The organism is Amycolatopsis xylanica (assembly GCF_900107045.1).
Lineage (GTDB): Bacteria > Actinomycetota > Actinomycetes > Mycobacteriales > Pseudonocardiaceae > Amycolatopsis > Amycolatopsis xylanica.
The window spans coordinates 330,269-348,174 of the sequence record NZ_FNON01000009.1; the positions used below are offsets into that span (position 1 = coordinate 330,269).

Sequence of the window (17,906 nt, forward strand, 5' to 3'; positions counted from 1 at the left end):
TCTTGGCTATCGCGTAGTTTTGAAAGCAGAAGACGTCCAGGTATCTCACAAGAAGAGACCACATGTTTCCCAAGAAGACTTTACTTTCCGCTTTGCTGATCGCGGGGCTGGCGCTGTCCGCGTGCAGTTCCGGCGACAACGCCGCCGCGCCGTCCGAAGGCGGCAAGCAGGCGGCGCCCGGCGTCTCGGTGAGCATCGAGCCCGCCGCGGGCCAGAACGTCAACCCGGCGACGCCGATCACCGTCAAGGTGACCAACGGCAAGCTGAGCGATGTCACGGTCACCAACGCCGCCAAGGGCAAGGCCGTCAAGGGTGAGCTCGCCGCCGACGGGCTTTCCTGGGCCACCACCGAACCACTCGGGTACGGCAGCACGTACAAGGTGCTCGCGCACGCGACCGGCGCCGACGGCAAGCCGGTCGAGCAGCAGAGCCAGCTGACCACGATCTCGCCCAAGCAGCAGGCGAACGCGAACCTCATCCCGGCGCCCGCGTCGGTCAAGGACAACGGGGTCGGCGTCGGCCAGCCGATCGTGTTCGACTTCAAGGTGCCGGTCAAGAACAAGGCCGAGGTGGAAAAGCAGCTCTCGGTCGAATCCACGCCGAAGCAAGAGGGCGGCTGGTACTGGATCGACAACAGCGCCCATTACCGCCCGAAGGAATACTGGCAGGCCGGCACCACACTGAAGGTGACCGCGAAGATTTACGGCGTCGATTTCGGCAACGGCGTGTTCGGCGCGGAAGATCGCGTGGAAACGTACAAGGTGCACGATTCCTGGATCGCCAAGGCCGACGGCAACACCGAGCAGATGCAGATCTTCCACAACGGCGAGATGGTCAAGTCGATGCCCATCTCACTCGGCAAGGACTCCACCCCGACCCACCTCGGCGCGCACGTCATTTCCGACAAGCACGAGCACTACACGATGGACTCGTGCACCTACGGCGTCTGCCAGGGCCAGCCGGGTTACTACAAGTCGAACGAGAACTGGTCCCAGCGCATCTCGAACGACGGCGAGTTCGTCCACGAGAACCCGAACAGCGTCGGCGCGCAGGGCAGCTCGAATGTCTCGCACGGCTGCATCAACCTCAACGGCGCCAACGCGCAGTGGTTCTACCAGAACCTCGGCCTCGGCGACGTCGTCGAGGTGACCAACTCCGGCGGCAAGCCGCTGCCGGTCTGGGACCTCTACGGCGACTGGTCACCGACCTGGGAGCAGTGGAAGGCCGGGAGCGCCATCAAGTAATACTGGACGGGTGGATGCCCGAGAGCTCGTCGCAGGCGCCGGCCGGATCGTGGTGCTGACCGGCGCCGGGATCTCGACGGACTCGGGCATCCCCGACTTCCGCGGCCCCAACGGTCTCTGGACCAAGAACCCGGGCGCCGAGAAGATGTCCAATCTGCGGGCCTACAGCACGAGCCGCGAGGTCCGCGAGCAGACGTGGCAGGCCAGGCTCGTCCACCCCGGCTGGTCGGCCGAGCCGAACGCCGCCCACCACGCGCTCGCCGGCCTGGAGCGCACTGGGCGGCTGCGGGCGATCATCACGCAGAACATCGACCGCCTGCACCAGAAGGCGGGCTCCTCGGTCGTGATCGAGCTGCACGGGACGATGTTCGAGTCGGTCTGCCTGGCCTGCGCCGACCGCCGCGACATGCGCGAGGCTCTCGACCGCGTCCGCGCGGGCGAGACGGACCCGCCGTGCCTGGTCTGCGGCGGGATCCTGAAGTCGGCGACGATCTCGTTCGGCCAGTCGCTGGACCGCGCGATCTTCGACACGGCCAAGTACGAGGCCCGCGCCTGCGATCTCCTCATCGCAGCCGGGACGTCACTGGCCGTGCAACCCGCGGCAGGCCTGGTCGGCCTCGCCGCGTCACACGGCGCCAAAATCATCATCTGCAACGCCTCGGAGACGCCCTACGACGGCTTCGCCGCGGCGATCGTGCGCGAGCCGCTCAGCGAGGCCTTACCCACGCTGGTGGGATAAAGCCCGCTAAATCCCGGGCTCGCCGAGCGTCTTGCTGTCGCCGTGGCGGGCGATCACGGTCACCGCGACCATGGCCGCCGCCAGCAATGCCGTGAGGTGGATCGGCGCGGGCGTGAACGAGGCCGCGAGCACCAAGACCGCCGTCACCGGGTAGCCGATCGCGATCGGGCGGCATTCGTTGGTAGGGCCGATATGCAGCAGCCAGACGCTGAGCAGGTAGATCGCCACCGGGACCGTGGTCGGCAGCGCGGCCATGACCGGTCCGAGATGGGTCGCGTGGGTGTCGTAGTCGACCGCGACCTCCAGGCCCGCGCCGACCGCCGCCGCCGAGGCGAAGATCAGGTAGTGGCCGTAGCCCCAGCTGAGCGAGGTGCGCATGGTCGTGCTGCGCATCAGGCGCGCGTGACCGGGCTGGTCGAAATACAGCCACCACAACGAGAAGACCAGCACCAGTGCCGCCGCGGCGAGCACCGCCAGCGCCGCGGTGTGCTCACCGGCCGCGATGCCCTCCTTGATCGCCATCGTGGCGGCCAGGATCGTCTCGCCGAGGACGATGATCGTGAACAGGCCGTATCGCTCGGCGATGTGCGCGGGGTGCCAGCTCGTGCGGCCCGTGCGTTCCGCGACCGCGGGCACCGCGAACTCCAGCAGCACGAGCAGGAAGAAACTGGGCAGCAGCACCGAATCCGGCAGCGCGAGCCGCGCGATCCAGAGGATCTGGACGAGCGCGATCCCGCCCGCGTAGCGCAGCGCCGTCGTGCGGCACGGCGGGTCGGTGACGGCCGCGCGCAGCCACTGGCTGACCATCGCGAGGCGCATCAGCACGTAGCCGATCACGATCACCGTGTAGTCGCCGGTGTCGAACGCCCGCGTCACGCCGGCGGCGACCGTCAGGCCACCCGCGATCTGGACCATGGTCGCCAGCCGGTAGGCGACGTCGTCGGTGTCGAACGCCGAGGCGAACCAGCTGAAATTGAGCCAGCCCCACCAGATCGCGAAGAACACCATGAGGAAGCTGAGGATGCCGCTGCCGAAATGGTTCTCGGTGAGCGCGTGGTGCAGCGACGCGGCGGCCTGCGCGACCGCGACGACGAAACACAGGTCGAACAGCAGCTCGAGCGGGGTCGAGGCGCGGTGGCCCTCGTCGCTGGAGCGGGACACCATCGGCCGGTACCAGGCGCGGGCGGCGGAGTGCTCGGTCACCCGGACATCCCAGCACGAATTCCGCCGTAATGCTCAAGGTGGGCCCGGTTCCCCCTCGCCCGGGCCCACGCCCGCGCCGAATCACCCGTGGGCACTCCCAAGCCGGCCGAACGGTCCCCCGCGGACGCCGACCGTGCTTCGGTTGAGAGGTGACTCCGATGCCCAACGCGACCGGGCACGGGTCGTCACGATCCGGCGGGCGACCCCATCCCCGGGTCACCCTGCCAGGTCGCCACTTTGGGTAGTGGTAGCACTCGACGAAGGCTCCATAAGATGTACCCGGTTGCTCTAAGTAGCGCTAGCTCCTCAGATCTCTCGTCACCCAGATGGAGTATGATATATCACCTTGGGTGACATGATGATCCATCTGGGTGGTCTAGTCCTGTGAAATTCCTGCCCCTTCGGGCAAAGGTCGTCGCGCACGGCGAACCCGGAGTTCCGCCAGCGCGAGCCCGAGCGCGATCAGCGTGATCACGATCGCACAGCCCAAAGCGGCCGAGAGCGCACGCGGATAGTCACCGGGCAACAGCGCGTGGAACACCGCCGCCAGCACGGCCGTGCCGATCGCGGTCCCGATCCGCTGCCCCGTCTGCAACGCGCCACCGGCGACCCCGGCCAGCGGCGCGGGCACGCACTCCAGGGTGAGCGTGATGTTGGGCGAGATCACCATTCCGCCGCCGATCCCGGCCACCAGCAGCGGCACCGCGACGACGAGCCCGGCGTACTGCGGCGCCGCGATGTTCACCACGACGGCGACGACCGTCAGCCCGGTCGCGACCATGGTCAGCCCGATGACCGTGAGCTTGCGGCCCCAGGTCGACACCAGCCGCCCGGCGACCGCCGAGGACACGGCGGAGCCGAGCGCGAACGGCGTCACCGCGAGCCCCGACTCCAGCGGCGAATATCCCAGCCCCTGCTGGAAGAAGATCGCGAACACCAGCCAGATCCCGGCGAACCCGCAGAAGTAGATCGCGCCGACCGCGGCGCCGGAGGCGTAGCCCGGCGTGCCGGTGAACAGGCGGATGTCCAGCAGTGGCGGGCGGCCCCGCTCGACGGTCCGCCGTTCCCAGCGCACGAACGCGAACCCGGCCACCACGGCGACCGCGCACAGCCACCACATCCCGTCCTGGATGAGCGGCAGCAGGATTCCCAGCACCGCCATGCCCAGCAAGACGATCCCGGCGAAGTCGACCTCGTCACGCAGCCTGCCGTGCCGATGCGGCGCCTTCGGCAGCCAGCGCATCGCGAGCACGAACGCGAGCAGGCCGATCGGGACGTTCACGAAGAACACCCAGCGCCAGCTCGCGACGGACAGGATCGCGCCGCCGAGCACCGGCCCGACCGCGGTCGAGATCCCGACGGTCGCGCCGAACAGGCCGAACGCGCGGCCCCGCTCCGGCCCGCGGAACATGTCCTGGATGAGCCCGCTGTTCTGCGGGGTCAGCATGCCCGCGACCGCGCCCTGCAGCAGCCGCGCGAGCACCAGCGTCCACTCGTTCGGCGCCGCGCCGCAGAACGCGCTCGCCAGCACGAAGCCGGCCAGCGCGAGCAGGAACATCTTGCGCCTGCCCAGGATGTCACCGAGCCTGCCGCCGGTCACCAGGACCAGGCCGAAGGTCAGCGCGTACCCGGAGACCACCCACTGGATGCCCCCGTTGGACGCGGGCAGCTCACGCTGGATCGACGGCAGCGCCGTGTTGACGATGCTGACGTCGAGCAGCCCCATGAACCCGGCGGCCAGCGTGACCGCGAGCGCCTTCCAGCGCCGCGGGTCCGGCTCGGCGGCGGTCATCGCGAGTTCGCGGTGATGCCCCGGATCCCCTTCAACTCCCCGATCAGCATCGAGGTGACCTTCACCGGGTAGTCGTAGAGCGCGAACACGGTCTGCCGTTTCTGCCCGACCAGCTTGAGGTGCACCGGGGTGTCGCCCTTGTGCGCCAGCAGCGTCGACTTCAGCTCGCTCACCACGGCCTGGTCGATCTTCTCGGCGGCGGCGAGCAGCACCAGCGGCGGCTCCTCCTCGCCGATGGCGGCGTCGGACAGGTCCAGCGGCACGAGCCCGCCGCCGAACACGGACATCTTGTCCTCGCGCCAGTTGACCCTGCCCTTGACCAGCACCGCGTTGTCTTCGATGAGGTCACCGGCGAACATCGCGTACGCCTTGGGGAAGAACAGCACCTCCAGCGCGGCGTCCATGTCCTCGACCGTGCAGATCGCCCAGGGCTCGCCCTTCTTGTTGACCCGCCGCTCGAGCGAGGTGATCAGGCCGGAGATGACGAGCTCACCTTCCTTCGGCGGGTCGGCGAGGATCGCGGCGATCGGCCTCGGCGCGTGCTTGCGGAGGATGAACTCCGCGCCGTCGAGCGGGTGCGCGGAGACGTAGAGGCCGAGCATTTCCCGCTCGTAGCCCAGCATCTGCTTGCGCGGATACTCTTCTTCGCCGAACTTGAGGTGCGCGAGCGGCGAAGAAGAGGCCGCCACCGTGTCGTCCCCGTCGTCGCCACCGAAGCCGAACAGGTCGAACTGGCCCATCGCCTCCTGGCGCTTGAGCGGCACCACGGCTTCGACCGCGTCCTCGTGCACTTGGATCATCGACAGCCGGGTGGCGCCGAGCGAGTCGAACGCGCCCGCCTTGATCAGCGATTCGATGACCCGCTTGTTGCAGGCCACGAGCTCGGACTTGTCGAGGAAGTCGGTGAAGGAGGAGTACTTCCCCTTCTCCTCACGGGTCTTGATGATCGACTCGACGACGTTCGCGCCGACGTTGCGGACGGCACCCATGCCGAAGCGGATGTCGTCCCCGACGGCCGCGAACCTCAGCGCCGACTCGTTCACGTCCGGCGGCAGCACCTTGATGCCCAGCCTGCGGCACTCGGACAGGTAGATCGCCGACTTGTCCTTGTTGTCACCGACCGAGGTGAGCAGCGCGGCCATGTACTCGGCGGTGAAGTTCGCCTTGAGGTACGCGGTCCAGTAGGAGATCAGGCCGTACGCGGCCGCGTGGCTCTTGTTGAACGCGTAGCCCGCGAACGGGAGGATCGTGTCCCACAGCGCCTTGACCGCTTCGGGCGAGAAGCCGCCTTCGACGAGCGTGCTCGACCTCATGCCCTCTTCGAAGCCGACGTACTCCTTGTCGAGTACTTCCTTCTTCTTCTTACCCATGGCTCGGCGGAGCACGTCCGCGCGGCCCATGGTGTACCCGGCCACCTTCTGGCCGATGTGCATGATCTGCTCTTGGTACACGATCAGGCCGTAGGTGTCGGCCAGGATCTCCCGCAGCGGCTCTTCGAGCTGCGGGTGGATCGGCTTGACCTTCTGCCGGTTGTTCTTGCGGTCGGCGTAGTCGTTGTGCGCGTTCATGCCCATCGGGCCGGGGCGGTACAGCGCGCCCACCGCCACGATGTCGTCGAAGACCGTCGGCTCCATGCGGCGCAGCAGGTCACGCATGGGCCCGCCGTCCAGCTGGAACACGCCGAGCGTGTCACCGCGGGCCAGCAGCTTGTACGTCTCCGGATCGTCCATGCCGAGCCGGTCGAGGTCGATGTCGATCCCGCGGTTGGTCTTGATGTTGTCGATCGCGTCACCGATGACCGTCAGGTTCCGCAGGCCCAGGAAGTCCATCTTCAGCAGGCCGATGGCCTCGCACGACGGATAGTCCCAGCCGGTGATGATCGAGCCGTCGTCACGCTGCCACAGCGGGATCGCGTTGGTGAGCGGCTCGCTCGACATGATGACCGCGCAGGCGTGCACGCCCGCGTTGCGGATCAGGCCTTCGAGGCCGCGCGCGGTCTCGAAGATCGTCTTGCACTCCTCGTCGGTCTCGACGAGCGTGCGGACCTCGGCGGCTTCGGCGTAGCGCTCGTGGCTGGAGTCGACGATGCCCGAAAGCGGGATGTCCTTCGCCATGATCGGCGGCGGCAGCGCCTTGGAGATCCGGTCCGCGATCGCGTACCCGGGCTGGCCGAAGTGGACGCGGGCGGAGTCCTTGATCGCCGCCTTGGTCTTAATCGTGCCGAAGGTGATGACCTGCGCGACCTTGTCGACGCCGTACTTGTCGGTCGCGTACCGGATCATCTCGCCGCGCCTGCGGTCGTCGAAGTCGATGTCGATATCGGGCATCGAGACGCGCTCGGGGTTCAGGAACCGCTCGAACAGCAGCTTCTGCGGGATCGGGTCCAGGTTGGTGATGCCCAGCACGTACGCGACCAGCGAGCCAGCCGCGGAACCACGGCCGGGGCCGACGCGGATGCCCACGCTGCGCGCGTAGTTGATGAGGTCGGCGACGATCAGGAAGTAGGCGGGGAAGCCCTTGCCGATGATGACGTCGAGCTCGACCTCGATGCGCTCGGCGTAGCCTTCCGGCGCGCCGTCGGGGAACCGCCACTTGAGGCCCTTGTCGACCTCGGCGCGCAGCCAGGTGCCCTGGTCGTAGCCCTCGGGGACGGCGAAGAACGGCAGCCGGTCCTTGTGCGTGTACACGTCCTTGTACGACTCGACGCGCTCGGCGATGAGCAGCGTGTTGTCGGAGGCGCCGGGCACCTCGCTGTCCCAGTACTCGCGCATCTCGGCGGCGGACTTGAGGTAGTAGCCGTCCCCGTCGAACTTGAACCGGGTCGGGTCGTTGAGCGTCTTGCCCGCCTGCACACAGAGCAGCGCGGAGTGCGTGTCCGCCTGGTCCTTGGTGACGTAGTGCGAGTCGTTGGTGGCGATCGGCTTGAGGTCGAGCAGCTTGCCGATCTCCAGCAGGCCTTCGCGGACCGAGCGCTCGATCGGCAGCCCGTGGTCCATCAGCTCGAGGAAGAAGTTGTCGGCGCCGAAGATGTCCTTGTAGTCCGAAGCGGCCTGGATGGCTTCCTGCTTCTGACCCAGCCGCAGCCGCGTCTGCACCTCGCCCGACGGGCAGCCGGTGGTCGCGATGATGCCCTCGTGGTTCTCCGAGATGAGCTCGCGGTCCATCCGGGGCTTGCGGTAGTAGCCCTGCATGCTGGCCAGCGAGGACAGCTTGAACAGGTTCCGCAGCCCGGTCGAGTTCCCCGCCAGCATGGTCATGTGCGTGTACGCACCGCCACCGGAGACGTCGCCGCCCTCACCGAACTCGTCGGAGCCACGCTGGTTGGCCTGTCCCCAGAAGACCGGCTTCTTGTGGAACCGGCTCTCCGGCGCGATGTAGGCCTCGATGCCGATGATCGGCTTCAGCTCGTGCTTGACCGCCTGCTGGTAGAACTCGTCGGCGCCGTACATGTTGCCGTGGTCGGTCATCCCGACCGCGGGCATCCCGAGCCGCGCCGCCTCCTTGAACAGAGGCGCGATCTTCGCCGCACCGTCGAGCATCGAATACTCGGTGTGCACATGCAGGTGGACGAAGGAATCGTTCGACACCAGCGAAAACCTCCCCGAAGTGGATCAACGTGCGGCACTGCGGCCCCGGGCGACCAGACTAGTCTGCGCCCTCGGCGGCCGCCTCCCCGGTAGGACCCGCGCGCGTGTTGCGCGGCGGCGACCCGGGTTCATGAATGCGAATTCCAGCATAGAACGCCTGATCGATTCATGAATTGCCATTCCCGCGCCGACACGTTCGAGTGAGGCACCTAGCGGCCAGTGTCCCACGTCCTTAAAGTCGAACGTATGAGCGACACGAGATGTCCGGTCGCGGTCCAAGACCTGCTGACCCTCAACCCAGAGACCCTGTCCACCGCCGAATCACTGGAGGCCGTCAATGCGATCAACCGAAGCCAAGCCCGCCTGGAAGCCGTCCGCCTCAACGTCATCTTCAGTCTTTGCGAAGCCATCGGCGACACCGAAGCCGCCATCGACCACCTCGCCGCGGAGCAGAAGATCAGCACCGCGATGGCGGGCAACGACGTCGCGCTGGCGTACAGCCTCCAGACCCGGCTACCCCGGACCAGAGCCGCCTTGGCGGCCGGTCTCCTGAGCGTGCGAAGAGCCGCCCAGATCGACCGCGCCTCCTGGGTCCTGTCCGCGGCCATGGCCCGAGAGCTCGACGACATCATCCACCCGCTCGCCTGTGACAAGACCCCGAGACAGCTGGGCGAGCTGCTCCGCCGCACCAAGCTCAAGATCGACCCCGAAGGAGCCGCGGCCCGCCACGCCAAAGCGAGGGAGAAGCGCCGCGTCTCGGTCCAGAACGACGAGGACGGCATGGCGACGCTGCACTGGCGCGACACGGCCGACGCCGTCGGGGCGGTCTCCGACCGCGTCGACACGATCGCCCGCGACCTCAAGCGCGCCAAGGATCCCCGCTCGATGAGCCGGCTCCGCGCGGACGTCTTCCGAGACCTCCTGCTCGGCAAGTTCTCCAGCAAGACGGTCGCCCACGTCTACGTCGCGGGCAACGCTTCGACCATCCTCGGCCTGGACGACCTGCCAGGCTCCCTGCGTGGCTACGGCCCCATCACCGCCTCGCAGCTACGCGAGATCGCGTTCAGCCTGCAGGCCACCTGGACCGGCGTCCTCGTCGACGACGAGGGCCACGCCCAGAAGATGGCCAAGGCGAAGTACCGCCCGGGCAAGCACCTCAAGGAGTTCGCCCGGCTCCGCGACACCACCTGCCACGCCCCCGGCTGCGCCCGAGTCGCGCACAAGGGCGGCCACGACCGCACCCGCCCGCACGGCCGGGGCGGCCGGACCGGCAAAGACAACGGCCGCTCCACCTGCCGTCGCCACCACCGCGCCAGGCAGAGCGGCTTCTGGAAGGTCGAGATAGGCGCCGACGGCGACCCCATCTGGACCTCCGCCATCACCAAGAAGACCTACAAGAAGGAGAAGACGCCCCTGGTCCCCCTCGTCCCCACGACCCCGATCACGGAGGCTCCGCCATGTTGAGCGAGGCCGTGCTGAACGAGGCCGTGCTGAACGAGGCCGTGCTGAGCGAGCGTCGCGCCGGGCTTCAGTCGAGGCAGAAGTCGTTGCCTTCGATGTCCTCCATCCAGATGCACGACTCGTTGATGCCGTCAGCACGCTGCACCAGCACGCAGACCGCGCCGAGTTCGACCAGCCTGGCGCACTCGGCCTCGAGCACGGCGAGGCGTTCCTCACCCACGAGACCGGTGCCGGCCCGGACGTCGAGATGCACCCGGTTCTTGACGACCTTGCCTTCGGGAACGCGCTGGAAATACAGCCGGGGGCCGATCCCTGACGGATCAACGCAGGCGAAGGACGAACCCTGGTGCTCAGGAGGCAGCGAGCGATCGAACTCGTCCCAGCTGGCGAACCCCTCAGGCGGGGGCGGTATGACGTAACCCAGCACCTCACACCAGAAACGAGCGACACGCTCGGGTTCCGCACAATCGAACGTGACCTGGAACTGCTTGACCGACCCCATGCGCCCACCCTAGCCACGCGCGCTCGGATGTTCTCGCCGTTTAAGAGATCTTCAGCGACGTCGCCCGGTTGTCGAACCCGATGATCGCGAGGTTCTCCGAGTGATCCAGATACCCGTCACGCCCACCCTCCGTGGACTGGCCGGCGTAGCGGTCCCCGTCCCACAGCTTGACCCGGCACTGGGCGGCCACCTTGAAGGACGAGGCCCGGTTGTCCCAGTGCGACAGGGCGAGGTTCGGCACCGCAACCTCGGGATCGGCCGTGCTCGGGGTGCATTGGGCGGCGTCACCGTCCAGCCGGAGCGAGGGTCCCCGGTAGCCCGGCAGGTCGTAGAGCCGGGCGAGCTCCACCCGGGGCTTGGCCGCGGGGTGGTAGGCGTCGGCCGCCGCCTCGGTCGCGAAGCAGGCGACCGCTCCGGTGCCCACATCGGCGACGCAGTGGTCGCCGGGCGCGGCAGTCGCGTCCGGCGTGAGGATCGCCAGTGCGATCCCCACCGCGGCGGTCAAACCTGTCCAGCGTGCTTTCCCCATCAAGAAGCTCCCCTCCGAACGACGCCGCCGGAAGTCCCGGCGGCCGACCAGAACCTCACGATGCCGGTGCCCCCGCCCACATCCCGCCCAGGCCGCGCCCACACCACAGCGCTCAACACCCCAGGCCTCGCCCACCTGCGACCAGCGCCCAACACTCCGGGTCTCGCTCACATTCGACCCGAGCCCAACACCAGGCCGCGCCAACATCGGGCCACCCGCCCACGCATCCCCATCCCCGAACCCGTCCCCAACGCCTTGGCCGCCCCATAGGACCACGGCTTTCGCAGCGCGAGCCGGCTCGAATGTGGCTTTCGTAACGTCGAGCAACCTCAAGCTGACACTGGATCACCGCTGGTCTTGACAACCGCTCACGCCAGGTCTCACTATTCGCTCATGAACCTGTCGGACAGCCAGACAGCCGGACACGGTATCCGGCGGGTCAGTGCGATGGAGGCCGTGCTGGCGCACCTGCGCGGCGCCATCGAGCACGGCGAGTACGCGGTCGGGGACAAGCTGCCCTCCGAGGCGAGCCTGTCGAAGGAGTTCGAGGTCAGCCGGTCCGTGGTGCGCGAAGCGCTGCGCGGGCTGCAAGCACTCGGCCTCACGGTTTCCCGTACCGGCAAGGGAACTTTCGTCACCGCCAGCGGTCCCGCCGAGAATCCTACGTTCGGTCCCTATTCGGCCCGCGATCTTTTCGAGGTACGCCGTCATGTCGAGATCCCGGTCGCGGGCTATGCCGCGCTGCGGCGCAGCACCGACGACCTCGACCTGCTGACCCATCTGCTCGAGCGGATGGAGCACGAGACCGACAACACCGCCTGGGTAGCGCTGGACTCGCTGTTCCACATCACCATCGCCCAGGCCAGTGGCAACCCCGTCTTCGGCAAGGTGATCGAGGAGATCCGCGACGCGCTCGCGAGACAGTCGTCCTTCCTGAACCAGCTGGGCGACCGGCGGGTGAAGTCGAACGGCGAGCACCGGAAGATCGTCACCGCGATCGCCGATGGCTCCGAAAGCGCGGCCGTCTCGGCCATGACCGCTCATCTCGAGCATGTCGAGAACGCGCTCACCACCATTGTCACGAAAACGACTGTCACAAAAACGACCAAGAGGACACCGTGACCGAACAAACCATGCTCAACGGCGAGCACAAGTCTGTCGACGCCGGTGACGAGGGCTACAGCAAGTCGCTGAAAGCCCGTCATATCAACATGATCGCCATCGGCGGCGCGATCGGCACCGGGCTCTTCCTGGGCGCCGGTGGCCGTCTCGCGCAGGCGGGCCCCGCGCTCGCGATCGTCTACGCGGTCTGCGGTCTTTTCGCTTTCTTCGTCGTGCGCAGCCTCGGCGAGCTGATCCTGCACCGCCCGTCGTCGGGCGCCTTCGTGTCCTACGCCCGTGAGTTCATGGGCGAGAAGGGCGCGTACGTCGCGGGCTGGATGCACTTCCTCAACTGGTCGACCACCGGCATCGCCGACATCACCGCGATCGCGCTGTACGCGCACTTCTGGTCGTTCTTCACGCCGATCCCGCAGTGGGTGCTCGCGCTGATCGCGCTGGCGGTCGTGCTGACGCTGAACCTGGTGAGCGTGAAGCTGTTCGGCGAGATGGAGTTCTGGTTCGCCATCATCAAGGTCGCCGCGCTGGTGATCTTCATGGTGATCGGCATCTTCCTGCTGGTGACCAGCCACCCGATCGACGGCAGCATCCCCGGCCCGCAGCTGATCACCGACCACGGCGGCATCTTCCCTGCCGGGATCATCCCGATGATCCTGATCGTGCAGGGTGTCGTGTTCGCCTACGCCGCCGTCGAGCTGGTCGGCGTCGCCGCGGGCGAGACCGAGAACCCCGAGAAGATCATGCCCAAGGCGATCAACTCGATCATGTGGCGTATCGGCATCTTCTACGTCGGCTCGGTCGTGCTGCTGGCCATGCTGATGCCCTGGGATTCCTACAGCAAGAAGGAAAGCCCGTTCGTCACCGTGCTCTCGCACGTCGGCATCCCGCACGCGGGCAGCGTGATGAACCTGGTCGTGCTGACCGCCGCCATGTCGAGCCTCAACTCGGGCCTCTACTCGACCGGCCGCATCCTCCGGTCGATGTCGCTGGCGGGCTCGGCGCCGAAGTTCACCGGCAAGATGAACAAGAACCAGGTGCCGTTCGGCGGGATCATGCTCACCGCGGCCGTCTGCGTGGTCGGTGTCGGGCTGAACTACCTGGTGCCGTCCGAGGCGTTCGAGATCGTGCTGAACTTCGCCGCCATCGGCATCCTCGCCACCTGGGCGATCATCGTGCTGTGCCACCTGCTCTTCGTCCGCAAGGCGAAGCGCGGCGAGCTGACCCGCCCGAGCTACCGCCTGCCGTTCTCGCCGTTCACCGAGATCGTCACGCTGGCCTTCCTGGCCGCCGTCGTGGTGCTGATGGGCTTCGACCACACCGGGCGGATCACGCTCATGGCGCTGCCCGCCATCGCGCTCGCGCTGGTGATCGGCTGGTTCGCCGTGCGCAAGCGCATCGACATGTCCGTACTGGAGAAGATGGAATGAACCCCGCTCCCCCGATCGGCGTTCCGCGGCACGTGCCGCTCGTGCACGTGCTGCGGGACGGGCTCATCGAAGGCATCCACTACGGCTCGGTCGTCGTGGTCGCGCCGGACGGCGAAGTCGTGTTCCAAGCCGGTGACGTCGAGACGACGTTCTACCCACGGTCCACCGCGAAGCCGATGCAGGCCGTCGCGATGACCAGGATGGGCCTTGCGCTGCCGCCGGACCTGCTCGCGCTCAGCGCGGCGAGCCACTCCGGCGAGGAGATCCATCTCGACGGCACGCAACGCATCCTCGCCTCGGGCGAGTTCACCGAAGACGACCTGGGCAACCCCGCCGACCTGCCGTACGACCCGGTCGAACGGCTGGAGTGGGTCGCCGCGGGCCGGGCCGCGCGCAAGCTCGCGCACAACTGCTCCGGCAAGCACGCGGCGATGCTGTGCACCGCGCGACTCAAGGGCTGGTCCACGAAGGACTATCTGGATCCGGCGCACCCGATGCAGCGCCAGATGGCCGCCACCATGGAGGACCTGACCGGCGCGAAGATCGCGCACGTGGCCATGGACGGCTGCGGCGCGCCGCTCTTCGCGGTCTCGCTGCGCGGGCTCGCCACCGCCGCCGGGCGCATCACCCGCGAGGAAGGCCTTGTCGCGCAAGCGATCCGAGCGCATCCGGAGATGGTCGCCGGCACCCGCCGCGACGTCACCCAGCTGATGCGCGCGGTGCCGGGACTGATCGCCAAGGACGGCTTCGAGGCCGTCCAGATCGCCGCGCTGCCCGACGGCACCGCGATCGGCGTCAAGATCGCCGACGGCACCGACCGCGCGCGCCCGCCGGTCACCGCCGCCGCGCTCGCGCTGGCCGGGGTCGACCCGGCGCTGCTCGCGCCGTTCGCGGGCACGGACGGGAAAGACGGGCTCGCCGTCGTCGGCGAGCTGGCCAAGCAAGTGCACCATTCCGTCTAAATGCAAGCCGCCTGAAAGCAAGCCGCCTAAGAGCATGCCGCCTGAAAAGCAAGCCTGAAGGGAAGAACGACCGTGACCACGCGTGTCGAGCACGATCTGCTGGGAGACAAGGAAGTCCCCGCGGAGGCCTACTGGGGTGTGCACACCGCGCGCGCCCGTGAGAACTTCCCGATCACCGGCACCACGATCTCGTCGTACCCGCACCTGATCGAGGCGCTGGCCGCGGTCAAGGAGGCGGCCGCGCGCGCCAACGCCGAGCTCGGCCTGCTGGCGCCCGAGTTCGCGGACGCGATCTGCGCCGCGTGCCAGGAAATCCGCGAGGGCGCGCTGCACGACCAGTTCGTGGTCGACGTCATCCAGGGCGGCGCGGGCACGTCGACCAACATGAACGCCAACGAGGTCATCGCCAACCGCGCGCTGGAGCTGCTCGGGCACGAGAAGGGCGACTACGCCTACCTCCACCCGAACGAGCACGTCAACCTGGGACAGTCCACGAACGACGCCTATCCGACCGCGGTCAACATCGCGACGATCATCGCGGTGCGCGGGCTGTCCGAAGCGATGACCGTGCTGGAGCAGGCTTTCGCCGCCAAGGCCGTCGAGTTCCACGACCTGCTGAAGATGGGCCGCACCCAGCTGCAGGACGCCGTGCCGATGACGCTCGGCCAGGAGTTCGGGACCTACGCGGTCATGCTCGGCGAAGACCGCCTGCGCCTCAACGAGGCCGTCACGCTGCTGCACGAGATCAACCTCGGCGCGACCGCGATCGGCACCGGGCTCAACGCCGCGCCTGGCTACGCCGAAGCCGCGTGCAAGCACCTCGCCGCGATCACCGGGCTGCCCGTGGTCACCGCCGCCGACCTGGTCGAGGCCACTCAGGACTGTGGCGCGTTCGTGCACCTGTCCGGTGTGCTGAAGCGCATCGCGGTCAAGCTCTCCAAGAGCTGCAACGACTTGCGGCTGCTCTCGTCGGGCCCGCGCGCCGGGCTCAACGAGATCAACCTGCCGCCGGTGCAGGCCGGATCGTCGATCATGCCCGGCAAGATCAACCCGGTCATCCCCGAGGTGGTCAACCAGGTCGCGTTCGAGGTGATCGGCAACGACGTCACCATCACCATGGCGGCGGAGGCCGGTCAGCTGCAGCTCAACGCGTTCGAGCCGATCATCCTGCACTCACTCTCGGAGAGCATCACGCACCTGCAGCAGGCGTGCCTCACGCTGGCCGAGCGCTGCGTCTCGGGGATCACCGCGAACGCCGACATCATGCGCGGCTATGTGGAGAACTCGATCGGCCTGGTCACCGCGCTGAACCCGGCCATCGGGTACGCGGCGGCCACCGAGATCGCCAAGGAGGCGCTGGCCACCGGCCGCGGCGTGGCGGAACTCGTCGTCGAAAAGGGTTTGCTCCCGGCTGAGAAACTGGCCGAGCTACTACGACCGGAAACACTCGCGCGCCTGCGCTGACACTGGAAAGGGGCCCTCCCCATGCTGCACCGTCTGGTCGACCGGTTACTCGGCCTGGCACCGTCGGAGGGCCCCAAACCGGTCGTCACCCGCGACATCGCCGTGCCCATGCCCGACGGCGCCCGCCTCTACGCCGACCGCTACCGCCCGCCGGGCGACGAGCCGATGCCCGTGGTGCTGATCCGCAGCATCTACGGCCGCAAGGGCCTCTTCCCCGACCTGGTCGCCTCGGCCTTCGCCCGGCGCGGCCTGCAAGTGGTCACCCAGAGCGTGCGCGGCACGTTCGGCTCCGAAGGCACCCTGTCGGCGTTCCACCAGGAGCGCGAAGACGGTGTCGCGACCGTGGCTTGGCTCCGCGACCAGCGCTGGTGCGACGGCCGCGTCGCCATGGCCGGTGCGAGCTATCTCGGCTACACCGCCTGGGCGACCGCCCCGTACCTCGACGAGCAGCTCGAGGCGCTGTGCGCGGCCATCGTCAGCTCCGACGTGACCGACGCGTTCTACCCCGGCGGCGCCTTCGCGCTCGGCACCTGGGGACCGTGGGGCGTCATGGTCTCTCAGCAGGAGCAGCGCACAAGTCCGTTGCAGGGCAAGAAAACCGCGCGCGCCATCCGGTCGTTGCCCGTGTCCGAACTGGACGTCGCGGCCACCGGCGAGCGCATCCCGTTCATCCGCGAGGTCACCGCGCCGGACGACTCGTGGCAGGACATCCATCACCGTAAGGCGATCTCGGACCTGAAGACGCCGACCAGCCTGTTCACCGGCTGGTACGACATCTTCCTGCAGGGCCAGCTACGCGATTTCAAGGAACTCCAGGCGGCGGGCACCCCGGCGCGGATCACGATCGGCCCGTGGAGCCACGCGGAACCGTCGAGCATCGGGCCGCAGCTGACCGACCAGGTCTCCTGGCTGCGCGCGCACTTCGGCCTGGAGCCCCTGGTGGACCGCCGTCCGGTCCGCCTGTTCCTGCAGAACGCCGACCGCTGGCTCGACTTCGACCGGTGGCCGCCCGCCGAGGCCGTTCGCACCACCCTGCACCTGGGCCCCGGTGGCAAGCTCTCACGTGATCCGGAGTCCACTTCGGACTCGTTCACCTACGACCCGGCCGACCCGACGCCGTCCGTCGGCGGAGCGGCGCTCTCCGGCAAGACCAAACAGCAGGACAACCGCGAACTCGAGGCCAGGCCGGACGTCCTCGTCTACACCGGCGAGCCGCTCGAAGCCAAGCTCGACGTGATCGGCGAGATCACCGCGCACATCCACGTCGACGCCGGGCAGGCCGACATCTTCGTCCGCCTCTGCGACGTCTCGCCCAAGGGTGTCTCGCGCAATGTCACCGACGGCATCGTCCGGCTCCGGCCAGGCCAGACCGTCGCCGAGGTGGCGCTGGACCCGACTGCCTACCGCTTCGACCGCGGCCACCGCCTGCGCGTGCAGGTCTCCGGCGGCGCCTTCCCCCGCTTCGACCGCCCGGCGGAGAACCCTTGCGAGATCAAGGTTTCCCACGCGAGCCGGATCGAACTGCCCGCGGTCGTGAGTGGTATGACCGGTTAGAACCGGCTGTCTTCGTTCAGGACTTACCCGACAGTTGATGTTTCAGGACCTCACAGACACTGACCGGCCTGTCGGTGTGGTGACCAGGGGTGTTGTGGTGATCATGCGGCGATGGGCAGAGCAGGGTTTTCGATGGATCCTGAGTTCGTCGCTATGGTCGCGCGGGTCGCGGCGGGCGAGAAGATCAACGTGACGCGGTTCTGCCGTGACCACGACGTCAAACGTGACCGGTTCTACCACTATGTGAACCGGTTCCGGACCGAAGGAGCGGCGGGGTTCACCCGGCGCAGCACCGCCCCGAAACACCACCCGACCGCGTTGCC

General features: G+C 67.9%; 14 protein-coding genes. 9 read left to right on the forward strand and 5 right to left on the reverse strand.

All coding sequences use genetic code 11. The features are described from left to right. Positions 1 to 62 precede the first annotated feature (62 nt). Together BLV57_RS35020 and BLV57_RS35025 are read left to right on the forward strand one after the other, a co-directional pair. Positions 63 to 1,244 carry a L,D-transpeptidase gene (locus tag BLV57_RS35020; protein WP_091296738.1) on the forward strand — a complete coding sequence of 394 codons (1,182 nt, stop codon included), beginning with the start codon at positions 63 to 65 and terminating at the stop codon, positions 1,242 to 1,244. Between the two features lie 10 nt (positions 1,245 to 1,254). Continuing rightward, complete coding sequence (locus tag BLV57_RS35025) at positions 1,255 to 1,983, forward strand: SIR2 family NAD-dependent protein deacylase (RefSeq protein WP_091296741.1); 729 nt, start codon at positions 1,255 to 1,257, stop codon at positions 1,981 to 1,983. A 6-nt stretch (positions 1,984 to 1,989) separates the two neighbouring features. Here the strand turns inward: BLV57_RS35025 and BLV57_RS35030 are convergent, their stop codons facing one another. From BLV57_RS35030 to dnaE, 3 genes are all read right to left on the reverse strand, one after another. After that, the gene (locus BLV57_RS35030; protein ID WP_091296877.1) at positions 1,990 to 3,147 is read right to left on the reverse strand and encodes a low temperature requirement protein A; all 1,158 of its coding nucleotides are present in this window, start codon (positions 3,145 to 3,147) and stop codon (positions 1,990 to 1,992) included. Between the two features lie 415 nt (positions 3,148 to 3,562). After that, a complete protein-coding gene (locus tag BLV57_RS35035; protein ID WP_091296744.1) occupies positions 3,563 to 4,978 on the reverse strand; it encodes an MFS transporter in 1,416 nt (471 codons plus the stop codon). Next, complete coding sequence (gene dnaE / locus BLV57_RS35040) at positions 4,975 to 8,565, reverse strand: DNA polymerase III subunit alpha (protein WP_091296746.1); 3,591 nt, start codon at positions 8,563 to 8,565, stop codon at positions 4,975 to 4,977. Before dnaE ends, BLV57_RS35035 begins: the two co-directional genes overlap by 4 nt. A gap of 246 nt (positions 8,566 to 8,811) precedes the next feature. Here dnaE and BLV57_RS35045 point away from each other — a divergent pair, with 246 nt between their 5' ends. Then, complete coding sequence (locus BLV57_RS35045) at positions 8,812 to 10,029, forward strand: DUF222 domain-containing protein (RefSeq protein ID WP_091296748.1); 1,218 nt, start codon at positions 8,812 to 8,814, stop codon at positions 10,027 to 10,029. A gap of 64 nt (positions 10,030 to 10,093) precedes the next feature. Here BLV57_RS35045 and BLV57_RS35050 read toward each other — a convergent pair whose 3' ends face one another. Next, positions 10,094 to 10,528 (reverse strand): VOC family protein, encoded by a 435-nt coding sequence (locus tag BLV57_RS35050; protein WP_091296750.1) that lies wholly within the window; start codon positions 10,526 to 10,528, stop codon positions 10,094 to 10,096. Between the two features lie 40 nt (positions 10,529 to 10,568). Continuing rightward, positions 10,569 to 11,057: a hypothetical protein gene (locus BLV57_RS35055; RefSeq protein ID WP_143047227.1), complete on the reverse strand. Its 489-nt coding sequence runs from the start codon at positions 11,055 to 11,057 to the stop codon at positions 10,569 to 10,571. Positions 11,058 to 11,504: 447 nt separating this feature from the next. Here BLV57_RS35055 and BLV57_RS35060 point away from each other — a divergent pair, with 447 nt between their 5' ends. The 6 genes from BLV57_RS35060 to BLV57_RS35085 form a co-directional block, all read left to right on the forward strand. After that, a complete protein-coding gene (locus BLV57_RS35060) occupies positions 11,505 to 12,179 on the forward strand; it encodes a FadR/GntR family transcriptional regulator (protein WP_091296755.1) in 675 nt (224 codons plus the stop codon). Continuing rightward, the gene (locus BLV57_RS35065) at positions 12,176 to 13,603 is read left to right on the forward strand and encodes an amino acid permease (RefSeq protein WP_091296758.1); all 1,428 of its coding nucleotides are present in this window, start codon (positions 12,176 to 12,178) and stop codon (positions 13,601 to 13,603) included. The genes BLV57_RS35060 and BLV57_RS35065 overlap by 4 nt, the downstream gene beginning before the upstream one ends. After that, complete coding sequence (locus BLV57_RS35070; protein WP_091296760.1) at positions 13,600 to 14,565, forward strand: asparaginase; 966 nt, start codon at positions 13,600 to 13,602, stop codon at positions 14,563 to 14,565. The genes BLV57_RS35065 and BLV57_RS35070 overlap by 4 nt, the downstream gene beginning before the upstream one ends. Positions 14,566 to 14,637: 72 nt before the next feature. Beyond that, positions 14,638 to 16,029 (forward strand): aspartate ammonia-lyase, encoded by a 1,392-nt coding sequence (aspA, locus tag BLV57_RS35075; protein WP_091296763.1) that lies wholly within the window; start codon positions 14,638 to 14,640, stop codon positions 16,027 to 16,029. 21 nt (positions 16,030 to 16,050) lie between these two features. Beyond that, entirely contained in the window at positions 16,051 to 17,583 is a 1,533-nt protein-coding gene (locus BLV57_RS35080) for a CocE/NonD family hydrolase (protein WP_091296766.1), read from the forward strand. A gap of 132 nt (positions 17,584 to 17,715) precedes the next feature. Continuing rightward, the coding region (locus BLV57_RS35085) for a helix-turn-helix domain-containing protein (RefSeq protein WP_218134942.1) at positions 17,716 to 17,906 on the forward strand (191 nt) is incomplete at its 3' end.

Excerpts from the sequence above, each read along its gene's own strand:
- BLV57_RS35055 (WP_143047227.1), bottom strand. The coding sequence starts at position 11,057 with ATGGGGAAAGCACGCTGGACAGGTTTGACCGCCGCGGTGGGGATCGCA.
- BLV57_RS35045 (WP_091296748.1), top strand. The coding sequence starts at position 8,812 with ATGAGCGACACGAGATGTCCGGTCGCGGTCCAAGACCTGCTGACCCTC.
- BLV57_RS35070 (WP_091296760.1), top strand. The coding sequence starts at position 13,600 with ATGAACCCCGCTCCCCCGATCGGCGTTCCGCGGCACGTGCCGCTCGTG.
- BLV57_RS35050 (WP_091296750.1), bottom strand. The coding sequence starts at position 10,528 with ATGGGGTCGGTCAAGCAGTTCCAGGTCACGTTCGATTGTGCGGAACCC.
- BLV57_RS35030 (WP_091296877.1), bottom strand. The coding sequence starts at position 3,147 with ATGGTGTCCCGCTCCAGCGACGAGGGCCACCGCGCCTCGACCCCGCTC.
- BLV57_RS35020 (WP_091296738.1), top strand. The coding sequence starts at position 63 with ATGTTTCCCAAGAAGACTTTACTTTCCGCTTTGCTGATCGCGGGGCTG.
- BLV57_RS35035 (WP_091296744.1), bottom strand. The coding sequence starts at position 4,978 with ATGACCGCCGCCGAGCCGGACCCGCGGCGCTGGAAGGCGCTCGCGGTC.
- BLV57_RS35060 (WP_091296755.1), top strand. The coding sequence starts at position 11,505 with ATGGAGGCCGTGCTGGCGCACCTGCGCGGCGCCATCGAGCACGGCGAG.
- BLV57_RS35080 (WP_091296766.1), top strand. The coding sequence starts at position 16,051 with ATGCTGCACCGTCTGGTCGACCGGTTACTCGGCCTGGCACCGTCGGAG.